19 protein-coding genes, 1 tRNA gene and 1 pseudogene are annotated in these 20258 nt (G+C 65.1%); 8 read left to right on the top strand and 13 right to left on the bottom strand.

Annotated elements, in window-relative coordinates; translation table 11 throughout:
* The 6 genes and pseudogenes from MK313_RS04010 to MK313_RS03985 all read left to right on the top strand — a co-directional run.
* Nucleotides 1-274, top strand: a pseudogene (locus MK313_RS04010) (ABC transporter substrate-binding protein); the annotation flags it as partial.
* An 88-nt stretch (nucleotides 275-362) separates the two neighbouring features.
* On the top strand, nucleotides 363-1280 hold the full coding sequence (locus MK313_RS04005; protein WP_008942763.1) for an ABC transporter permease: 918 nt from the start codon (nucleotides 363-365) through the stop codon (nucleotides 1278-1280).
* A 3-nt stretch (nucleotides 1281-1283) separates the two neighbouring features.
* Nucleotides 1284-2183 (top strand): ABC transporter permease, encoded by a 900-nt coding sequence (locus MK313_RS04000; RefSeq protein ID WP_287780201.1) that lies wholly within the window; start codon nucleotides 1284-1286, stop codon nucleotides 2181-2183.
* A gap of 4 nt (nucleotides 2184-2187) precedes the next feature.
* On the top strand, nucleotides 2188-3189 hold the full coding sequence (locus tag MK313_RS03995) for an ABC transporter ATP-binding protein (protein ID WP_287780200.1): 1002 nt from the start codon (nucleotides 2188-2190) through the stop codon (nucleotides 3187-3189).
* Entirely contained in the window at nucleotides 3189-4181 is a 993-nt protein-coding gene (locus MK313_RS03990; RefSeq protein ID WP_008942766.1) for an ABC transporter ATP-binding protein, read from the top strand. Before MK313_RS03995 ends, MK313_RS03990 begins: the two co-directional genes overlap by 1 nt.
* Nucleotides 4182-4195: 14 nt before the next feature.
* On the top strand, nucleotides 4196-4480 hold the full coding sequence (locus tag MK313_RS03985; RefSeq protein ID WP_121216918.1) for a Dabb family protein: 285 nt from the start codon (nucleotides 4196-4198) through the stop codon (nucleotides 4478-4480).
* Between the two features lie 4 nt (nucleotides 4481-4484).
* Here MK313_RS03985 and MK313_RS03980 read toward each other — a convergent pair whose 3' ends face one another.
* The 10 genes from MK313_RS03980 to MK313_RS03935 all read right to left on the bottom strand — a co-directional run bounded on the left by MK313_RS03980 (nucleotide 4485) and on the right by MK313_RS03935 (nucleotide 16838).
* Nucleotides 4485-6659 (bottom strand): TonB-dependent siderophore receptor, encoded by a 2175-nt coding sequence (locus MK313_RS03980; RefSeq protein WP_287780199.1) that lies wholly within the window; start codon nucleotides 6657-6659, stop codon nucleotides 4485-4487.
* Between the two features lie 269 nt (nucleotides 6660-6928).
* On the bottom strand, nucleotides 6929-7720 hold the full coding sequence (locus tag MK313_RS03975; RefSeq protein WP_287780198.1) for a DUF4394 domain-containing protein: 792 nt from the start codon (nucleotides 7718-7720) through the stop codon (nucleotides 6929-6931).
* A gap of 185 nt (nucleotides 7721-7905) precedes the next feature.
* Nucleotides 7906-8643 carry an anti-sigma factor domain-containing protein gene (locus tag MK313_RS03970; RefSeq protein ID WP_287780197.1) on the bottom strand — a complete coding sequence of 246 codons (738 nt, stop codon included), beginning with the start codon at nucleotides 8641-8643 and terminating at the stop codon, nucleotides 7906-7908.
* Nucleotides 8640-9188 (bottom strand): sigma-70 family RNA polymerase sigma factor, encoded by a 549-nt coding sequence (locus MK313_RS03965; protein ID WP_287780196.1) that lies wholly within the window; start codon nucleotides 9186-9188, stop codon nucleotides 8640-8642. Before MK313_RS03965 ends, MK313_RS03970 begins: the two co-directional genes overlap by 4 nt.
* A gap of 166 nt (nucleotides 9189-9354) precedes the next feature.
* Nucleotides 9355-10449 (bottom strand): GGDEF domain-containing protein, encoded by a 1095-nt coding sequence (locus MK313_RS03960; protein ID WP_287780195.1) that lies wholly within the window; start codon nucleotides 10447-10449, stop codon nucleotides 9355-9357.
* A gap of 206 nt (nucleotides 10450-10655) precedes the next feature.
* Nucleotides 10656-12266: a dipeptide ABC transporter ATP-binding protein gene (locus MK313_RS03955; protein WP_287780194.1), complete on the bottom strand. Its 1611-nt coding sequence runs from the start codon at nucleotides 12264-12266 to the stop codon at nucleotides 10656-10658.
* Nucleotides 12263-13096, bottom strand: a complete 834-nt coding sequence (locus tag MK313_RS03950) for an ABC transporter permease (protein ID WP_287780193.1) — start codon at nucleotides 13094-13096, stop codon at nucleotides 12263-12265. Before MK313_RS03950 ends, MK313_RS03955 begins: the two co-directional genes overlap by 4 nt.
* Nucleotides 13093-14037: an ABC transporter permease gene (locus MK313_RS03945; RefSeq protein WP_287780192.1), complete on the bottom strand. Its 945-nt coding sequence runs from the start codon at nucleotides 14035-14037 to the stop codon at nucleotides 13093-13095. The genes MK313_RS03950 and MK313_RS03945 overlap by 4 nt, the downstream gene beginning before the upstream one ends.
* Before the next feature lie 51 nt (nucleotides 14038-14088).
* Complete coding sequence (locus MK313_RS03940) at nucleotides 14089-15645, bottom strand: ABC transporter substrate-binding protein (RefSeq protein WP_287780191.1); 1557 nt, start codon at nucleotides 15643-15645, stop codon at nucleotides 14089-14091.
* 50 nt (nucleotides 15646-15695) lie between these two features.
* The gene (locus MK313_RS03935) at nucleotides 15696-16838 is read right to left on the bottom strand and encodes a C45 family autoproteolytic acyltransferase/hydolase (protein WP_121216900.1); all 1143 of its coding nucleotides are present in this window, start codon (nucleotides 16836-16838) and stop codon (nucleotides 15696-15698) included.
* A 117-nt stretch (nucleotides 16839-16955) separates the two neighbouring features.
* Between MK313_RS03935 and MK313_RS03930 the strand changes: the two genes are divergently transcribed.
* Nucleotides 16956-17879: a GntR family transcriptional regulator gene (locus tag MK313_RS03930; RefSeq protein ID WP_287780190.1), complete on the top strand. Its 924-nt coding sequence runs from the start codon at nucleotides 16956-16958 to the stop codon at nucleotides 17877-17879.
* Here the strand turns inward: MK313_RS03930 and MK313_RS03925 are convergent, their stop codons facing one another.
* The 3 genes from MK313_RS03925 to MK313_RS03915 form a co-directional block, all read right to left on the bottom strand.
* Entirely contained in the window at nucleotides 17880-18740 is an 861-nt protein-coding gene (locus MK313_RS03925) for an urea carboxylase-associated family protein (RefSeq protein WP_287780189.1), read from the bottom strand.
* A 13-nt stretch (nucleotides 18741-18753) separates the two neighbouring features.
* A complete protein-coding gene (locus MK313_RS03920; RefSeq protein WP_287780188.1) occupies nucleotides 18754-19449 on the bottom strand; it encodes an SOS response-associated peptidase in 696 nt (231 codons plus the stop codon).
* 149 nt (nucleotides 19450-19598) lie between these two features.
* Nucleotides 19599-19675: transfer RNA gene (locus MK313_RS03915), tRNA-Met, on the bottom strand.
* Between the two features lie 123 nt (nucleotides 19676-19798).
* Here MK313_RS03915 and MK313_RS03910 point away from each other — a divergent pair.
* Entirely contained in the window at nucleotides 19799-20218 is a 420-nt protein-coding gene (locus tag MK313_RS03910; RefSeq protein ID WP_287780187.1) for a hypothetical protein, read from the top strand.
* The last annotated feature ends 40 nt before the right edge of the window (nucleotides 20219-20258 follow it).

Here is a 20258-nt window from a genome sequence, read left to right as displayed (position 1 = left end):
CGATGTGGACGCCATCCTGCCGGTGTTCTTCGGCGGCCTGCCGGACGACATGTCCAAGGACGAGGAAGTGCAGGGCTGGCTGCAGGCTGCGCGCTCCACGCTGGACCAGGAGAAGCGCAAGGAGCTGTACAAGAAGGCCTTGCAGAAGATCGCCGCCCAGGCCTACTGGGTGCCGACCTGGACCTACACCACGAACTACGCGATCTCGAACGACCTCGACTTCAAGCCGACGGCCGACGAAATCCCGCGGTTCTGGACGGCTTCCTGGAAGTAACCGGCGGCTATCCGCTATAGACTAAGTTCCGGGCGGCATGCCGGTCATGCCGCCCGGATCGATTTCAGATAGGGCATTACCCCGGCACATGCTGATTTACACCGCAAAAAGGCTGATCGTGGCGCTGCTTGTGGCGCTGACGATCTCCCTCATTAGCTTCGGACTGCTGTTCCTGTCCGGCGACCCGGCGACGACCATCGCCGGCGAGAGCGCCGACGACGCCGCGATCCAGGCAATCCGCGTGCAGTACGGTTTCGACCGGCCCATCCACGAACAGTATTTCGCCTGGGTCGGGCGCGCGCTGCAGGGCGATTTCGGCACCAGCTTCTATTTCAAGGTGCCGGTGACCCACCTCATCTTCGAGCGGCTGCCGGTGACGCTGGGGCTGGGCCTGTCGGCCATCCTGTTCGCCATCATCCTGTCGATCCCGCTGGGCGTGCTGGCCGCGCGCTATCCCAACAGCATGATCGACCGGCTGGCGCTCACCATGTCGGTCATGGGCCAGGCGCTGCCCAGCTTCTGGTTCGCGCTGCTGCTGATCATGGTGTTCTCCTTCATGTACCCGCTGCTGCCGCCCTCGGGCTCGGAAAGCTGGGTGCATTTCATCATGCCGACCATCGTGCTGGGCTATTACGCCACGCCGGCGATCATGCGCCTGACGCGTACCGGCATGCTGGAGGTGCTGGGCGCGGACTATATCCGTACCGCCCGCGCCAAGGGTTTGAAGCCGCGCACCGTGCTGTTCAAGCATGCGCTGCGCAACGCGATCATCCCGGTGGTCAGCCTGTCCGCCGTGCAGCTGGGCTTCATGCTGGGCGGCTCCATCGTGGTGGAGACCATTTTCGCCCTGCATGGCACCGGCTACCTCGCCTGGGAATCGATCCGCCGCTACGACTTGCCGACGGTGCAGGCAATCCTGCTGGTGTTCTCCCTCATCTATATCGTGCTGACGTTCCTGGCTGACCTGCTGAACGCCTGGCTCGATCCCCGTATCCGCGTAGGCTGACCGATGGCAGCAATCACCATTCCCGCCGCCGAGGACATTGTCGGCCCCACCCCGGGTCAGCGGCTGCGCAAGCGCATCCTCGGCCATCGCGGCGTCATGATCGGCGCCGTCATCTTGGGCTTCATCCTGCTGGTGGCGCTGCTGGCCCCGCTGCTGGCGCCGCACGATCCCTACGCGCAGAGTCTTGGCAACCGGCTGGTGCCGCCGGTCTGGACCGATGCCGGCAGCTGGGAACATCCGCTGGGCACCGACGGGCTGGGCCGCGACTATCTCTCCCGCCTCATGTACGGCGCGCAGATCTCGCTGTTCATCGGCTTCGCCACGGCGCTGATCTCCGGGGTCATCGGCACGGTGATGGGCGTCGCCGCCGGCTATTTCGGCGGACGTGTCGATCTGGTCGTCACCTTCCTGATCACCTGCCGCCTGTCGATGCCGGTCATCCTGGTGTCACTGGCCGTGGTCGCCATGCTGGGCAATTCGCTGACCATCGTGGTCACCGTGCTGGGCGTGCTGCTGTGGGACCGCTATGCGGTGGTCATGCGCAGCGCCACCATGCAGGTGCGCTCGCTGGATTATGTCGCCGCCGCCTCGGCAGCCGGCTGTTCGACCTGGCGCATCCTGGTCTCGGAAATCCTGCCCAATGTGATGAACCCGCTGATCGTGGTGGCGACGCTGGAAGTCGCCCATGCCGTGCTGCTGGAAGCCGCGCTCAGCTTCCTCGGCCTTGGCGTTCAGCCGCCCCTGCCCTCCTGGGGCCTGATGATCTCGGAAGGCAAGGATTACCTGCTGTTCGAGGCCTGGCTCATCACCATTCCCGGCGTCTGCCTGTTCGCGCTGCTGCTGGCCATCAACCTGCTGGGTGATGGTGTGCGCGACGTGACCGCCCCCGAAAACCGGAGCTGACCCGATGGCCGCTCTTCTCGAAGTCGAGAACCTCCGCGTCGATATCCCGCTGGCCGCCGGCACGCTGCATGCCGTGCGCGGCATCAGCTTCCAGGTGGAACGCGGCGAGACGCTGTGCATCGTCGGCGAATCCGGCTGCGGCAAGTCGCTGACCTCGCTGTCGATCATGGATCTGCTGCCGCCCAAGGCGATCCGCAGCGCCGACAAGCTGGCCTTCGACGGCATCGACCTGTCGCGCGGCGGCCAGTCGCAAATGTCGGACATCCGGGGCGACCGGATGGCGATGATCTTCCAGGAGCCGATGACCAGCCTGAACCCGGCCTACACCATCGGCAACCAGCTGGAGGAGGCGCTGCTGCGCCACCGCAAGGTCTCCCGCAAGGAGGCGCGGGACCGCGCCATCCACCTGCTGGAGAAGGTCGGCATCACCGCGGCGGCCAGCCGGCTAGGCCAATATCCGCACCAGCTGTCCGGCGGGTTGCGCCAGCGTGTGATGATCGCCATGGCGCTGATGTGCGGGCCGGAGCTGATCCTGGCGGACGAGCCGACCACGGCGCTGGACGTCACCATCCAGGCGCAGATTCTGCACCTGATGATCGAACTCCAGAAGGAGTTCGGCATGGGCATGATCCTGATCACCCATGATCTTGGCATCGTCGCCCGCGTCGCCGACAAGGTCGCGGTCATGTATGCCGGCCAGATCGTCGAGAGCGGCACGGTGAACGAGGTGTTCGAGAACCCGATGCATCCCTATACGCAGGGGCTGCTGCGCTGCATCCCGGTGCCGGGCAAGACCCAGCGCGGCGCGCATCTGGGATCGATCCCCGGCATCGTGCCGTCGCTGATCGGCGACATCCAGGGCTGCGCCTTCCGCATCCGCTGCGGCTATGCCTTCGAGGATTGCACAAGCGTGGACGTTCCCCTGACCGAGATCGCGCCCGGCCGCGGCTATCGCTGCCTGCTGAGCGCCGAGCAATGCATAGAGAACGCGAAGGAGGTCGCGTGATGACCGCCACCACGACTTCGGCCATACCTCCCGTTCTTGAGACCCGCGACCTGCACTGCACCTTCCAGGTGCGCCAGGGCATGTTCAAGCCGAAGAAGCCGCTGCATGCGGTGAACGGCGTCTCGCTGAAGGTGAACAAAGGCGACGTGCTGGGGCTGGTCGGCGAATCCGGCTGCGGCAAGTCCACCTTCGCGCGCATCCTGCTGGGCCTGCAGGCGCCGACCTCCGGCGATGTGCGGATCGACGGGCAGGCGACCACCGCCTTCACCCGCAAGCAGATCGCCCGGCGCATCCAGCCGATCTTCCAGGACCCCTATTCCTCGCTGAACCCGCGCAAGACCATCGGCACCATCATCACCCTGCCGCTCAGCGTGCATGGCGTCGGCGATCCGTCGGAATGGCGCGGCAAGGTCGAGCGCATGATGGACCTGTGCGGCCTGCCGAAGCGGGTCTATGACAGCTATCCCAACCAGCTGTCGGGCGGCCAGCGCCAGCGCGTCGCCATCGCCCGCGCGCTGGTCATGCAGCCCGAAGTGGTGATCTGCGACGAGCCGACCTCGGCGCTCGACGTCTCTGTGCAGTCGCAGATCCTGAACCTGCTGCAGGATCTGCGCGGCGAGCTGGGGCTGACCTATGTGCTGATCAGCCATAATCTGGCGGTGGTGGAGCATATGGCGACCTCGGTCGCGGTCATGTATCTGGGCCGCATCGTGGAGCAGTCGGATACCGACACGCTGTTCCGCGCGCCCAAGCATCCCTATACCGAGGCGCTGCTTGCCTCCGTACTGACGCCGGAGCCGGGCAAGGGCGTGCCGGACGCGCAGCTGGGCGCGACCTTCCCCAACCCGATCAACCCGCCGTCCGGCTGCACCTTCCATACGCGCTGCCCGAAGGTGATGGATGTCTGCCGGCAGGTCGCCCCGCGGCCGCTGTCGGTGGACGGCAGCAGCGTCGAGTGCCATCTTCACGACGCACAGCGCAACGCCGCCTGAGGAGCACCGGCAGAATGATCCGGCACATCGTGTTCTTTTCCGTGAAGGACCCGGCGCAGCTGGACGAGGTTGAGGAGGGGCTGAAACTGCTGACGCAGAGCCCCTACCCGTCCCTGCTGGAAGTGAAGCGCAATCTGCGCCGCGACCTGTTCGGCAACGAGGTCGATCTGGTGGTCTATGGCGAGTTCCCGAACCAGGCGACACTGGATCGCTACAAGGAAGACCCGCTCTATCAGCGCTCCATCGACCGCGTGCGCCCCTTGCGAGAACTGCGCATCGCGGCCGATATCGAGGGCTAGAGCCCTACCAGCGGTAGGTCATGCCAGCGGTCACCCAGCGGCCCGGCCCGTAATAGCAGGCACCGAAGGCGCAGGTCGTGGTGTATTCCTCGTCCAGCAGGTTGGAGGCCTTCAGGTCGAAGGTCATGTTCTCGTTGAAGGCATAGCTGACCAGCGCATCGACCAGCAGATAATCCGGATTCTTCGAATTGTTCAGCGTGTCGTTATAGGCGCTGCCGACATAGCGCAGGCCACCGCCGACACGCAGGCCGCGCAGTTCCGGCTGCTGCAGGCTGTACACGGCCCACAGCGAGGCAGTGTGCTCGGGGATCAGCACCGGGCTCAGCCCGACATTGCCGTCATTGCTCTCCGTGACCTCAGCATCCGTATAGGCGTAGGCCGCCGTCAGGTCCAGCCCGCGGAACAGGCCAGCCTTGGCTTCCAGCTCCAGGCCGCGCACCTCGATCTCGCCGGTCTGCAGCGTGTTGTTGATGTCCGCCGGATCGCGGGTCTGCACATTGGTCTTGGTCAGGTGATAGACCGAGGCGGTGAACAGCGCGTTATAGTCGGCGGGCTGGTACTTCACGCCAATTTCGTACTGCGTCGAATCCTCGGGCTCGAACGGCTGGCCGTACAGGTCGGTACCCTGCCGAGGCGTGAAGCCCTGGATGAAGCTGGCATAGGGTGCCAGGCCATTCTCGAACAGGTAGGTCAGGCCAACGCGGCCGGTAAAGGCGCTGTCCTCGAAGGACTGGGTGGTGTTGGTCAGCAGGTCGTCAGTATCCATATCGACCCAGCTGTAGCGGCCGCCCAGCGTCAGAATCCACTGATCCAGCTTCACCTGGTCCTGGATATAGACACCGGTCTGCGTCAGAGTCTGCTCGTTCGACAGGTAGGGGGCATCCGGCAGGACGGCACCGGTATAGACCGGATTGAGCAGGTCCAGCGAGGAGGCGGCACCGGAATAGTAGTCGAACCGGTCCACGCTGCGGCTGTAGTCGAAGCCGAACAGCATGGTGTGGCGCATGCCCGACAGGTCGAAGCGCGCCTCCAGCTGATTGTCGATGGCGGCCTGCGCCAGATCGTCAGGGGCCGCCCAGACATAGCGGTTCAGCGTACGGTTGTCGGCGGAAAGCCCGTTCGGCGACACCGTCTGGTAATCCACCTTCACCTCGAAATAGCGAGCGTTCTGGCGGAAGGTGAAGGTCTCGTCGAAGCGGTGCGACAGCGCATAGCCGATGGAGAACTGTTCCTGATGGAACTGGTCGAAGCCCGGCTCGCCGGCCACAACGCCGGTCCGGCCAACCGTCTCGTTGGCGAAGGTGTTGAACAGCGGCGAGCGCGAATCCTTCATATAGTCGGCCAGGAAGGTGATCTCGGTATCATCGCCCTTCCAGGTCAGCGACGGCGCGATGAACAAGCGGTTATTATCCTGCGAGGTGCCGTCATTATAATCGAACTCGGTGTTCGACTCGCGGGCCAGGCCAGTCAGCCGGAACAGCAGGCTGCCATCCTCATTCGCCTTGCCGCCCAGGTCGAAGGCGCCCTGGAAATGGTCCCAGCTGCCCGCCTCGACCCTGATTTCCTGGCGCATGTCGGCATTCGGGCGCTTGGTCGTGCGGTCCACGACGCCGCCGGCCTCGGCCTGGCCATACAGCGCGCCGCTGGGGCCGCGCATGACGTCGATACGCTCGATGGCGTAGGGCTCGGTCGTATAGGCGGCAAAGGCGTTGCCGTCCATGCGCAGCCCGTCGCGGAACGACCCGGTGGTCGAGGAATAGAAGCCGCGGATGGTGATGGAATCATAGCCGCGCGGATCGACGCCGTAATTATCGACGGTCACGCCCGGCATGTAGCGCACCGCCTCCGCCATGGTCTTCACGCCGCGATCTTCCATCTCCTGGCGGCCGATGGTCGAGACCGACTGCGGCGTCTCGATGGCCGGCGTATCGGTCTTGGTCGCCGCCACGGAGAAGTAGGAGACATAGCCTTCCGTCGCCTCGTAGGAGGTGATGCTGCGCAGCGCCTCGATATCGATCGGCCGCAGCTCGACGGACTTGTCGTCCTTCTTCTCGGTCTTCTCCGCGTCCGGCTTCTTGTCCTGCGCGAAGCCCGCCTGCGGCAGCGCCAGGCACAGCAGCAGCGCGGTACCCCCCATCAGCGCGGTGCGCAGCCCCATATCTGCGAAACGCCTGTGCATCGTCTTTCCCCTTCCGGTTTTCATGACCCCCGCACGGGCACCGACCCCCGGCACCCATGCGAATTACACTAAGAGTCATTCGCATTACATGGCAGAAGGGAAATTTCAAGCGCTAGTCCGCTGGCAAACCGAAAGACTTTTGCACTCCGGCAGATTTGTCACACTGGTTGACAGGCAGTCCGGCAGCTGAAAGGCGGCAATGGTCATCGACAGGAAAACGGGCCGGCCCCGAAGGACCGGCCCGCCTACCCTCAAAGAGAGGTTTCGCCTTACATGCCCGGAACAAAGGCAAAATCGACCAGCGGACCGGTCACGCCCGTAACCTTGCCCAGCGTGGTCACCGCACCGGTCTTCAGATCGACCGTATGCAGCGCGTCCATGGCGTAGAGCACACCCATGTTCCCGCCCTTGCCATCGGCCATGATGTCGAAGCCGATGTCCGGGCCGATATCCGCGCCCAACTTGCCGACCGGCTGCTGCACACCGTCATTCGGCGGGCTCTGCAGATACAGCATGTCGCTGTCCGGGTTGATGGTGTAGAGCGCGGTCTTCTCCGGCTTCGGATTGACCGAGTTGGTGTAGGCGCCGGCCACGACCATCGCCTTCTTGCCCATCATCGGGCCGTCCTTGGCATAGGCGGTCGAGCCATCGACCACCACCGCGCCGGTATCCACATTCACGCGGAAATTGGTGCCGTCGCTCGACATCAGACGCAGGCGGTCGGCAGCCGGATTGAAATCGACCGTGGCCTTGCCGTCGGCCGGAAAGCTCTTGTCCAGCTTCGACACCATCTTGGCGGCACCGGTCTCGCCATCGATCACATAGATCGCGCCGGTGATATCGACGCCATAGAGCAGGCCGTTGGCCGGACGCACATCGATGCCGAGCAACGCGGCACTGGTGCCGCTGACCTTCACTGACTTCATCGCCATGCGGGACTCTGTATCCAGGCTGACGAGCGAACCATCCTTGGTCAGCGCCACGATGCTGGCGGCGCTGGCGATGGCGGTGCTGGACAGCAGGGCGGCGGTGGCGAGAAGGCCGAGGGTAAGCTTCTTCATGATCGGGACTCCCATTATCGGTTCAATTCCATGCAGAACCGGGAGAGAGGGCAGATCAGGGGGCCGATCGGCCCGTCTCCATCCCGTACCGTGCCGCCCATCCCACAATGAAGGGGCTGGCAGCACGGCCTGCACAGGGAGTACCCGCCAGCCCCGCGTCTGGATGACGATGGGATGAAAAAAATTTAGTTCGACGCCACCTGGACCGCGCGGCCGATGAACAGCACCGGCCCGGGCGGCCGGCTGCCTGGCGAGCCGCCCGGCGGTTCCAGCGTCAGCTCGAACAGCTGGCCGGGTATCACCGGCCCGATGCGCTCGGCCGGCAGATCAACACTCTGGCCGGGCTGTACGAGACCGAGCGAGCGTGGCCCCTGCGCCGGGTCCACCAGCGTCCAGAACTGGACCGACCGGTCAGCCGGCAAAGCGGTCTCGACCAGCGGCGACAATGTGAGCCTGCCATCCGCGGCAATCCGTACGATCCAGCCGGGCGCGGCGCTCTCGCCCGGCTGCTGCAACACAGCAACATAGCCAGCAGCGGGCGGCGCCTGGTCGAAGACCGGCGTGAAGAGCGCCAGCAGCGCCATTGCCACGGCGCCAAATGCAGCGCCCGCAGCCACGCCACGCCATTGACCGAAAATTCCCCGGAGCCAGCCGGACTGGGACGTCTCTGCCTTGTGGGCAGCCAAGCCGGTTTCCTGTTCGATGCGTGACCAGACACTGGCGGAGAGCTGCTGCGCCGGCACGGTATCGGCCAGCGCCAGGAAATGCTGATGCCAGAACAGATAATCGCGTTCCGCCGCCGCATCGGTCTCAATCAACTGGCGGATCGCCGCCTCATCCGCCTCGTCGAGCAGGCCCAGCACATATTCGCCGATCAGCGCCCGGCGTTCCGGCGGATTATCCATGATGTCAGGCGGAATCATGATTGCAGGCACTCCTGCAGGTCACGCAGGGCCAGGCGGATGCGGCTCTTGATCGTCCCCAGCGGCGCCTTCAGCCGCTCGGCGATTTCGCCATGCGTCAGCCCGTCGAGAAAGGACAGCACCACCGGCTTGCGGCGCGGCTCGTCCAGCCCCTCCAGACAGCGTCGCAGCGCCGCCGATTCCTGCATCAGCGCAACCGATGCCAATGGATCGGGCGATTCGTCCGGCACCGCTTCGGTTGCCTCCTCGTCCAGTTCGACCTCGCGCCCGGTCCTGCGCAGTGCGCTCAGCGCGCGATAGCGCAGGATGGCGAACATCCAGGCGCGCGCCGGCCCCCGGGCCGGGTCGAATCGATTGGCATTGCGCCAGATCATGACGAAAGCATCCTGCACCACATCCTGCGCGACATCGCGCCGCCGGACCAGCCGCAGGGCCAGCCCGAACATCCTGCCGGCCTCCGCGTCATACAGCGCGCGCAACGCGGCGGCATCGCCCCGCGCGCACGCGGCCAGCGCGGCCTCATGATCGGCAAACGGTTTCAGCATGGATCCCTTCGCGCCTCCCCGGACACCACGCACGCCGATGGCGGCACGACGGGCGACCAACACCTTATCGGAAATAACCCCGATACGTCAGTCTGGATGACGCCCGGCGTAAATTCATGCAGGCACAGCCGAATCCGCTGATGCGCGGCGACCGGGCGGAAAGCCGCTAGGCGGCGCTCTTGATGGTGGGGGTGAAGTGGACCTGGTTCCGGCCGGCCTGCTTGGCCTTGTAAAGTTCCATGTCCGCCAGCTTCAGGCCCGTCGTCAAATCCATCCCATTCGAACTCCAGCTTCCCCCGACGCTGGCGCTGACCGGGAGCGGCTTGCCCTTGCTGGCGATGGTGCTGGTCTCGATGCCGATGCGGATACGCTCGGCAATGTTGCGGGCATCGGCCATGCTTGCATTCGGCAGGTAAACCACGAACTCCTCCCCGCCGAGACGGCCCAGAAGATCGCTCTGGCGGACCGCCTTGCGCAAGATTGCCCCGACCGATTGCAGGACGAGATCGCCGATATCATGACCGTGGGTATCGTTCAGCTTCTTGAAATGATCGAGATCGACCAGAAGGATTGCCGCGCCATTTTCCGAAACGATCTCTTCCTGCGCTATGTCAAAGCCGCGCTGGAAGCCGCGCCGGTTCAGCAGGCCCGTCAGCGGGTCGGTGTTCACCTCGTTGGTCAGGCGCCGTTCACGCATGGCGGAGAAACGCTCGCGCTCAACGAAAGTGCCAAGCAGTAAGGCGCCAAGAATGTAGCAGGCAGCCGCATAGGGTGCGGCACTGACAAATGCCTTTGCGCGGATCTCAACCGGCAGTAGGAGGAAGGCCAGCAGGCCGGCACACAGCATAAAGCCCAGCAGCACCAGATGCCGGAGACTCGCGCGCGACCGGTTGCGCATGAGGTGGCCCCACAGCGTGCCGCTGCAGCCTGCAAGGGTCATCGCAACAATGCCCGGCACAACGCCAATGCCCCCGATCTGATATCGGGTTATGGCCCCTATCGTGAGAGAGATCAGCATGGCCACCGGCCCCAGAAAGGCGCCGGAGAAACCGATGAACAGGCTGCGTAGATCGACGATGACACCCGGCGCGACGCGCAACGGGTCCATCATGGAGACGGCGGCACCAGCGCCGAACATGAAGCCGCCGAGGATACGCCGTACCTCGCGCGGATACTCCAGCCGCAGGATGATGCCATACAGCACGGCCGCCAGCGCCATGAGGGCGAAATTATCCAGGAATTCGAAGGCGTTAAGATTCATCAGGGACTAACTCCTGGAGAATGCGCCGTGCCAGACGAAGTAGAGAATGCATACCATAACACTCGGCACGGGACGTGGATATTAGGCCCTATGCCGTTGAAAAGGCAGCATACGTATAAAATCTCAAAATATAGTTAAGCAGTTCGACGCTGGCGCATGACCCGCCAAGAAACCAAAGTGGCTGCCTATCGGGCTATGCGGCGCTTTCAGGTGATTGCCCCCCGGCTCAGCGCCAGCGCCGGGGAGGCTTCGAGCAGCGCCCTGGTGTAGGGATGGCCGGAGCGTTCGAACACCGCCTCGGTCTCGCCCTGCTCCACGATGCGGCCTTCCTGCATGACGATCACCCGGTTGGCGATCTGCCGCACGGCCGCCAGGTCGTGGCTGATGAACAGGCAGCAGAAGCCGTGGCTGCGCTGCAGGCTTTCCAGCAGGTCGAGGATCTGTTTCTGGATCGTCATGTCCAGCGCGCTGATCGGCTCGTCGGCAATCACCAGCTCCGGCCGGCGGATGAGCGCGCGGGCGATCGCGACGCGCTGGCGCTGCCCCCCGGACAGCTGGTGCGGGAAGCGCCTCCCGAAGCCGTCGAGCCCGACCTCCTCCAGCGCCGCCTCGATGCGCTGGCGCCGCTCCCCTTCGCCCAGCCCGTCCAGCAGACGCAGCGGCTCGCCGACGATATCGCCGACGCGCATGCGCGGATCGAGCGAGGAATAGGGGTCCTGCGAGATCAGCTGGCAGGCCATGCGGAATGTATGCATGCCGTGACGGTCCGCCCTCTCCAGCGGCATGCCCTTGAAGCGGATGCTGCCACCAGACGGCTGCACCAGCCGCAGGATCGCCCGTCCCAGCGTCGTCTTGCCCGAGCCGCTGCCGCCGACCACGGCCACCATCTCGCCCGCGCGCAGTGTCAGATCGACGCCCTTCACCGCCTGCATGTCGGTGGCGCGCTGGAACAGCCCGCCGCGCCGCCGGAAGGTGACCTGCAGCTTCTCGACGGCCAATACCGGGCCGCCGATCCGGTCTTCGCCGTCACGCGGGCGGGGGCGCGGGATCGCCTCGACCAGCCGCCTTGTATAGGGCTCACGCGGGGCGCCGATCACCTGCGCGGTCGGGCCGGTCTCCACCAGCCGACCCTTTTCCAGCACCACGCAGCGTTGGGCATAGCGCGCCACCACGCCGAGATCATGGGTGATCAGCATGACCGCCGTGCCGGTCTCGCGCGTCAGCTCGACCATCAGGTCCAGCACCTCGCGCTGGGTCAGGCTGTCCAGCGCCGTGGTCGGCTCGTCGGCAACCAGCAGGCGTGGCTTGAGCATCATGACCGAGGCCAGCATCATGCGCTGGCGCATGCCGCCGGAAAATTCGTGCGGGAAGGCCTGCAGGCAGCGTTCCGCATCCTCGATGCCGACCCGGCGCAGCATGTCGGCGCAGAGCGCGCGGCGCTCCGCCCGGCCCATGCCGGGACGATGAATCTTCAGCCCCTCCTCCATCTGCGCGCCGATGCGCAAAGCCGGGTTCAGCGACACCATCGGTTCCTGGAACACCATGCCGATCTCGCCGCCGCGCAGCTGCCGCAGGCGGTTCCAGGGCGCATCCTCGATGGCCTCGCCAGCGAAGGCGATACCGCCCGACTGGCGCACCAGCCCCGGCGGCAGCAGCCCCAGCACGGAGCGCGCCACCATGGTCTTGCCGCTGCCGGATTCGCCGACCACGGCCACCACCTCCCCGGCGCCGACCGAGAAGGACACGTCATCGACGACCAGCGGCCCGTCTGGTACGCCGATCCTCAGGTTGGATATCTGAAGAACGCTGTCCGTCATTGCGCCATCCGGGGGTCGAGCCGGTCGCGCAGCGCGTCGCCCAGCAGATTGATGCCCAGCAGCGTGACCGCGATGCACAGGCCAGGCGCGATGCCGAGCCAGGGCGCGCTCTGCAGATAGGGCCGCGCACCCGCCAGCATGTTGCCCCAGGTCGGCGCCGGCGGCGGCACGCCGAGGCCGAGAAAGGACAGCGCGCTTTCCGACAGGATCACCCAGCCGAACATGCTGGTCGCCAACACCGCGATGGGGGCGATGGCGTTGGGCAGCACATGGCGGACCATGGTGTAGATCTCGCCATTGCCCAGCACGCGCGAGGCCTCGACATATTCGCGCTCGCGGATCGACATCACCGTGCCGCGCACCACGCGCACGACCGACGGCGTATAGGCGATGCCGAGTGCGAGGATGATGCCGTAGCGGTTCGGCCCGATCACCGCCATCAGCCCCAGCGCCAGCAGCATGCCGGGGAAGGCCAGCAGCGTGTCGTTCACCGTCATGATCGCGCGGTCGGTCCAGCCCCGGACATAGCCGGTGACGACACCGATGGCGGTGCCGCAGATCACCGCGAAGGAGACGGTGAGGAAGGAGATCGAGGTGCTGCTGAGCGCCCCGGCCATCGCCCGGCTCAGCACGTCGCGGCCGAACTCGTCGGCGCCGAAAAGGTAGGTCGGCGATGGCGGCGCGAAGCGGGCACGCAGATTGATGCCCAACGGATCGAACGGCGTCCAGACCAGCGCCAGCGCCGCCGCCCCCAGAATGACGGCCATCAGCGCGCCGCCGATCAGCGCATTGGCGCGCTTGTTCCGGAAGCTGAACAGGGTGGCGATCATTCTGACATCACCCTCGGGTCGAACAGCGGGTAGCAGAGATCGACGATCAGGTTCACCACCACATAGATGACGGCGGTGAACAGCATGCAGCCCTGGATCACCGGATAGTCCCGGGCGAAGATCGCATCGACCAGCAGCCGGCCCAGCCCCGGCAGGGTGAACACCGTCTCCACCACCGCGATGCCGCCCAGCAGATTGCCCAGCACCAGGCCGATCAGCGTCCAGGTCGGCGCAAAGGCGTTGGGCAGCGCATGGCGCAGCAGCACCGCCCCTTCCGACACGCCCTTGGCGCGGGCATGGGTGATGTATTCCAGGCGCAGCACCTCAACCGTGCTGGCGCGCGCCATGCGGGTCAGCACGCCGATCTCGATCAGGATCAGGGTCAGCGTCGGCAGCGCGATATAGGCCAGCGCCGCCGCCCAATCCTCGGCGAAGGACACATAGCCGATGACCGGCACCCAGCCGAGCTTCAGCCCGAACAGCAGCAGGAGCAGAAGGCCGAGCCAGAAGCTGGGCAGAGAGAGCAGCAGCGTGGCACCGGCGACGATCAGCACGTCGGTCAGCCGGTTCTGCCGCCAGGCCGCGACCATGCCCAGCGGCACCGATATCGCGGCGGCGACCGCGACAGCGATCAGCACGATGGCGGCGCTGACCTGGAAGCGGTCGAGGATCAGCGGCATCACCGGGGCATTGTTGGAGATCGACTGGCCGAGATCGCCGGAAACCGCCTTCAGCAGCCACAGGCCGAACTGGATGTAGATCGGCTCCTCCAGCCCATAGGCCTCGCGGATGTCGCGCACCGTCGCCTCGTCAGCGGCATCGCCCAGCATCAACGCAATGGGATCGCCCGGCACCAGCCGGATCAGCACGAAGACGGAGAGCGAAACCAGCAGCATCGTCGGAATCGTGGTCAGCAGCCGGCCGATCAGATAACGCAGCATGGCGGTTCCGCTCTCGTCTTCGGACTTCAGGCTATGCGTGAGGTGGCTTTGTCAGCCCTTTACCTTCACGCCCCAGAGGCGCGGCTGGCCGGCCATCCAGGATTTATAGCCCTCCAGCTTGTCCGAATAGGCCGCGATGTCGGAGCCGTTATAGAGCACCAGCATCGGCAGGTCGGCGCGGAACATACCTTCCAGCGTATCGAACAGCTTCTGCCGTTCGGCCTTGTCGGAGATCGCCATCGATTTCTCGATCAGCTTCTGCGCTTCCGGATTATCCCACACCTTGCGCGGCTGGGTCTCCTTCGGGCCGGAGAACATGTCGAAGCTGAGCGACGGGTCGAGACGCGCCGAATACAGGAAGGACATCATCTGGTAATTGCCCTTCAGATACATATCCAGCTGGGTCGCCCACTCGATCACTTCCAGCTCGATATTGATGCCGGCATCCTTGGCCATCGCCTGCGCGAACACCGCCGAATCGAAGGAGGCGGCATAGCGCTTGTTGGTGACCATCTTGATCGGCTCGCCCTTGTAGCCGGCCTCCGCGGCCAGCTTCTTCGCCAGCGCCGGATCGTACTTCACCGGCTCGCCCTGCGGCTTGCCGTAATAGGCGCTGACCACCGGCACCGGCGAATGGTTCGGCTTGGCCGTGCCCAGCGTCACCGCATCGACGATGGCCGCCATGTCGATGGCGTGCGCCAGCGCCTTGCGCATGCGCACATCGGCGAAGACCGGGTCCTTGGTCTGCAGTAGGAAGGCGCTGAGGCCCATGGTGGTCGCGGTATCGACCACGACACCCTTGGCGGCCTTCATCTCCTTCAGGTGGCTGACATCGAGGTCCGGAAGTACTTCGACGGAGCCGCTGAGCAGGGCCGCCTTGGCGGCAGAACCGTCGGGGATGACGACGAAGCGCACCTTGTCGATATGGGCGACGCGTTCGCCCGCATAGCCGTCGCGCTTCTCACTGCGCGGGCTGTAGCCGGCGAACTTCTCCAGCTCGACATATTCGCCCTTCTTCCATTCGGCCAGCTTGTAGGGGCCAGTGCCGACCGGCTTGTCGAAGCCGCCATCGGCGGCGAAACTGTCCTTGTGCAGGATACCGGTGCCGCCGCAATCGATGCGCGCCATCTGCCCCAGGAACAGGGCGCTGGGCTGCTCCAGCGTGAAGGTGACGGTCATGTCGTCCTTCTTCGCCACATTGGCGACCTTGCTGATGCCCTTGGAGAAATCGGAGAAGCAGCGCCACTTGGTGTCCTTGTCCATATATTTGGACCAGGTGAACAACACATCCTCGGCGGTCAGCGGCGCGCCATTGTGGAACTTCACCCCCTTGCGCAGGGTGAAGCTGTAGGTCAGCCCATCGGCGGACAGATCGACCTTTTCGGCCAGCAGCGGGGCAACCTCGCTGTTCTCCCTGAAGGCAACCAGCCCCTCGACGATGTGGTGCACAACGCCGTCGGTGTTGGCGTCACGGTTCACGCCCGGATATGTCGACCGGATATCGGCGTTCAGCGCCACCTTCACCGAGGTTTCGGCCTGCGCCGCACCTGCCACCCCGGCAACCGCCAGCGCGAGGGCAAAACCCGTCAAGCTTTTCGCATATGTCATGTCCCAGCTCCTGCCTGTTCGAGATTGTTATGGGTCGGTCCGCGCGGCTCTTACTCGGCCGCCTCGCGGGTATCGGGCAGCCCCTTGCGCGCCCGTGTCTCCAGCGTGTAGGTGGTGAACTCCCGGTTGCGCGCCGGCATCGGCGCCACTTCCATGATGCCGGCCGCCGGGCGCATCAGGATCATCGCCACGGTCGAGCTGATGTTGCCGGCATGCGACGGGCGCGGCGGGCGGCACACCGAATAGGGTGTCAGGAAATCATCGAAGAAGGCCTCGCGCAGATCCTCCACGGTCAGCTTGCCCAGCTTCTTCTCCAGATGCTGGCGCACGCGCCAGTCGCGGTAATGGCTCTCCGGCGTGCTGAGCGTGCCGGCATCCTTCAGCTTGGACAGGGCGACGGCGCTGTTCCAGTGGTTGGCATGGACGATCAGACCGTTTTCCGGGCGGATGGTGAAGGCCTCGTCCGGCGCGCATTCGATGTCGATGGCGAAGCCGTCGCGGGCGCTGATGATCATGTTGTTGGAGGCCGATTTCGGCGTGCAGGCGACGGTGCGGATGGCATCGGCGAAATGCTCGCACTCCAGCACCTTGCGGCGGATCAGCGGCAGCGGGATACCTTCCTGCGTATAGTCGCGGTCGGATTCCAGATAGTTCGCGGTGATCGCCACGCCGGTGGCGTTGAACCCGGCACGAGCCAGCGCGCCCGCCTCGGTGAAGGTCATCAGGTCCGGTCCGTCGTCGCGCCGCACACGCAGCACAACGGCGGTCTCTACACATTCCGCCTTCCAGTCCCAGTTCTGGCCGTGGATCAGCTCGCCATTCAGGCTGGCTTCCGGCAGGATCACCGCACCGGTGCAGCCGTCCGGCTCGTCCAGCAAACCGGCATGGCGGCGGGCCAGCTGCAGGATCTCGGTGCGGCAGTTCAGCAGCAGGATTGCCTCAAGGTCGATCTTGGCACCCTCGGCGATGCCCGCCATCTCCTCGGCATAGGCCGGATCGAAATCCTTCACCGTCGGCAAGAAGGCGGCGATCAGCCGACCCATATCCTCCTGCGTCAGCCCCATCTTGCGAATCTGCTCGACATAGTGCCCGGCCCCCTTATGGATTCTCTCCGTGGCCTGCGCGCCGTAGGAGCGGCCGCGCGCCAGGGGAGTGCCGGAAATCTCGATCAGGGGGAAAGGCTCATAGCTCATGGGGGATTATCCTGAATGACAAATTTGTGTATTTTGATTGCATAAAAAACACAAAGTCCAGCGCTATTAGAGATAAAAACGAACTATGAAATTAAATTATACAAACAGGAATCGCGCATGACGGAAGCCGGAACAGACACAGTGCCGGCAGGTACGGGCGGCGCGCCGCGCAGTGATCTGCAGGCGGAGATCGCCGGGCGAATCCTCGCCATGCTGGCCGAACAGCGGCCAGAGCCGGGCTCCCGCCTGCCCGAACAGCGCGTGGCGAAGGAGCTGTCGGTCTCCCGCTCGCCGGTGCGCACCGCCATGCAGTTCCTGGAGGCGCAAGGTTTCCTGCGCTCGGAAAAAGGCCGCGGCTTCCTGGTCGCACGGCTGCCGGAACCGGGCGAGGCGGCGCAGGAGATTCCGGAATCCCGCCTCTCGGTCATCCATGACCGAATGCTGCGCGACAGGGCGCTGGGCCATATCGGCCATGAGGTGACCGAGGCGGAGCTGGCGGAGCGCTATGGCGTCTCCCGCGCGCTGCTGGCCCGGGTGCTGGCGCGGCTGACCGGCGAAGGGCTGATCGAGCGGCTGCGCGGCCATGGCTGGGGCTTCGTGGAGATGCTGGAGAATGACCGCGCCTATGAGGATTCCTACGAATTCCGCATCGTCGTGGAATGCGGCGCGCTGCGCGCCCGGCACTTCGCCGTGGACCCGGTGAGACTGGAAACCATGCGCCGGCAGCATGAGGAGATCATGGCCCGGCCGGAGAGCGTGACCTCCGAACACTGGTTCCAGACCAACACGGCGTTCCACGAGATGATCGCCGAATTTTCCGGCAACCGCTATTTCCAGCAGGCGATCCGGCACCAGAACAACCTCAGGCGAATGCGCGAATATGCCGAATTCACCGGCATGGCGCGGGCCCGGATCGAGCAATCCTGCCGCGAGCATCTGGCGATCATGGACGCGCTGGCCGGTGGCGACCTTGGCTGGGCGGAGGCGCTGCTGCGCCGGCACCTGACGCAGGCGGCGGACTATACCAGCCTGGAGGAGTGATCAGAGGCCGTGACGGCGCGAATAGCCGTTCCGCGCAGGGGGCGTCCAGCCGTCCAGCGCACCGGGCCGCGGCGCATAAATCTCCACCTTCAGCGGATAGCAGGCGGCACTGTCGCTGGAATGCTGGCTGCCGCAATCGCCGCCCGGGCAGGCTGACAGCGCGCCCAGCAGGTCGATCTCCGCGAACATCTCCAGATAATCGCCGGGCCGCACCGGGCTGGCCTTCATGAAATACTGGTGGGTATCACGGGTGAAGCCGGTGCACATGAACACGTTCAGCACGTCATGCACATGCGCCTCCGCCGCCTCCAGCGTCAGCCCGCGTTCTGCCGCCAGCGCCCGCGTCAGGTTGGAATGGCAGCAATGATGGTATTCGCCGCCGGTCAGCAGGCAGTTCGTATAGGGATCGCAGCGCGTGCCGATCACGTCATGCACGCCGCCGCCATCGTCATCCCAGCCATACCAGTCCAGCGTATCGCGGGTGATCGTCGCCAACGGGCGCAGGAACGGCATATTGCTCCACAGCCGGTCGCCGGTGGTCACATGGGTGGCGTGCAGTTGGCGCGTCTTGCCGCTGAAGAACCGCTCCGACAGGTCGTTCGCGTTCCACAAATTCAGGTCGCCGACCTGCGGCCCCTCAATGCTGACGATGCGGAACAGGTGCCCCGCCGGCACGGTGAAGGTGGCGGCGTCACGCGGCGGCACCACGACTTCCTCCACAAGCGCCATGTCCTGCCGCACCTGCTCGTAGAAGGCGCGGTCAAACGGCGGCAACCGGTCCACCTCGTAGCAGATTGTGAGCGGCACGGCGCGCCGTTGCGCGGCATCTGCAGGCGGCTGGTGAGGGGTGTGTGTCATCATGGCCTCAAAGATATCAGGAGATCAGGGAAGGCTGCGCCCGGCGGGGCGGCAGCCGTTCCAGCAGCCCCTCCCCTTCATTGCGCGGATTACCGACACGCCGCGAGACCGGCCAGGCCTCCATCCGCTCCGCCGGAAAGGGCACCAGCAGATGCTGCGCCGCTTCCCTGGGCCCATGCAGCCAGAGATCGTGATGCACCGGTGAGACGATCACCGGCATGCGGTCATGGATCGGCGCCAGCAGCGGATTGGCCGCCGTGGTGATCAGGCAGACGGTGAGCAGGGTCTCGCCCTCCGGTGCCTGCCAGGCCGACCAGATGCCGGCGATGGCGAAGCCCGGCTCGTCCTTCAGCCGGATGGCGTAGGGCTGCTTGCCGCTGGCCATCTTCCGCCATTCGTAATAGGCGCTTACCGGCACCAGGCAGCGCCGCTCGGCGAAACTGTCCCGGAAGGAGGGCTTCTCGGCGACGGTTTCCGCCCGTGCGTTGATGAGGTTGGCCGCGATGGCCGGGTCCTTCGCCCAGTGCGGGATCAGCCCCCAGCGCATGGATGTGAGCTGGCGCCCGCCCTCCCGCCCGGCGGCGCGGATCACCGGAATATCGGTCTGCGGCGCCACATTATAGCGCGGCTGCCAGGGCGCATAATCGCCCGTGGCCTTGAACAGCCGGCGCATGGCCTCGGGCGCCAGTGTCTGGGCGAAGCGACCGCACATCTGTGGCTTGAATCCTCCGACACACAACCGGACGAGCAGCATGGACCATAAAAGCACCCGCCGCCATGGCGGAGCGTAATTACCGGCCCAAACGAAAACCGGCGCCCAGTTTCCCGGGCGCCGGCAATCGCTGAAATCATTCAGATTTATGGTAGCGAGGGAGGGACTCGAACCCCCGACACAAGGATTATGATTCCTCTGCTCTAACCAACTGAGCTACCCCGCCGCAGTGCGGCCTCGCCAATCAGATGGGCTTCCGCCCGCCCGTTTGCGAGGGCATGCGTATAGGCTGGCGATGCGCCCCCTGTCAAGCATCCGATCAAGCCTCCGAACGCAGAGCCGCAACGCGTTGGCGATCGACTTCCAACTTGGCGGCGACGGGCAGCAGCCCCACATGGCTGGTATGGTCAAATTTACCTTCCTGCTGACGGTTGCGGGCCTGCTTGCAGCCAGTTCGGCCCTGACAGACGCACGGGCACAAACCGACAGACGCAGCCTGATCTATGATCTGCTGGAGCAGCGCCAGTCGCGTGACCCGGCACAGCGCGATTCCATTGAGCGCTTACCGGAACGGCCCGCCCTGCCCGATACGCTGCGCACGCCTGACGGTCCGCGCGATCCCATCCTTCGCCCCGGCGCGCCCGATCCGACTGCGCCGCGCAGCCCGCTGCTGGAGTCGGACCGGCGCCAGCAGGAGCAACAAAACTTCCAGGAACGGCTCGACCGCCGCGAACGGTTCGAGCGCCAGCGCCTGCTGATGGAGCGTTGACCACCCCCCTCACTTGCATTATGCAATCTATTAAGTTGCA

This window comes from Oceanibaculum sp. (genome assembly GCF_022449305.1).
GTDB classification, from domain to species: Bacteria; Pseudomonadota; Alphaproteobacteria; order Oceanibaculales; family Oceanibaculaceae; genus Oceanibaculum; species Oceanibaculum indicum.
This window is presented reverse-complemented; position numbering and strand designations above follow the sequence as displayed.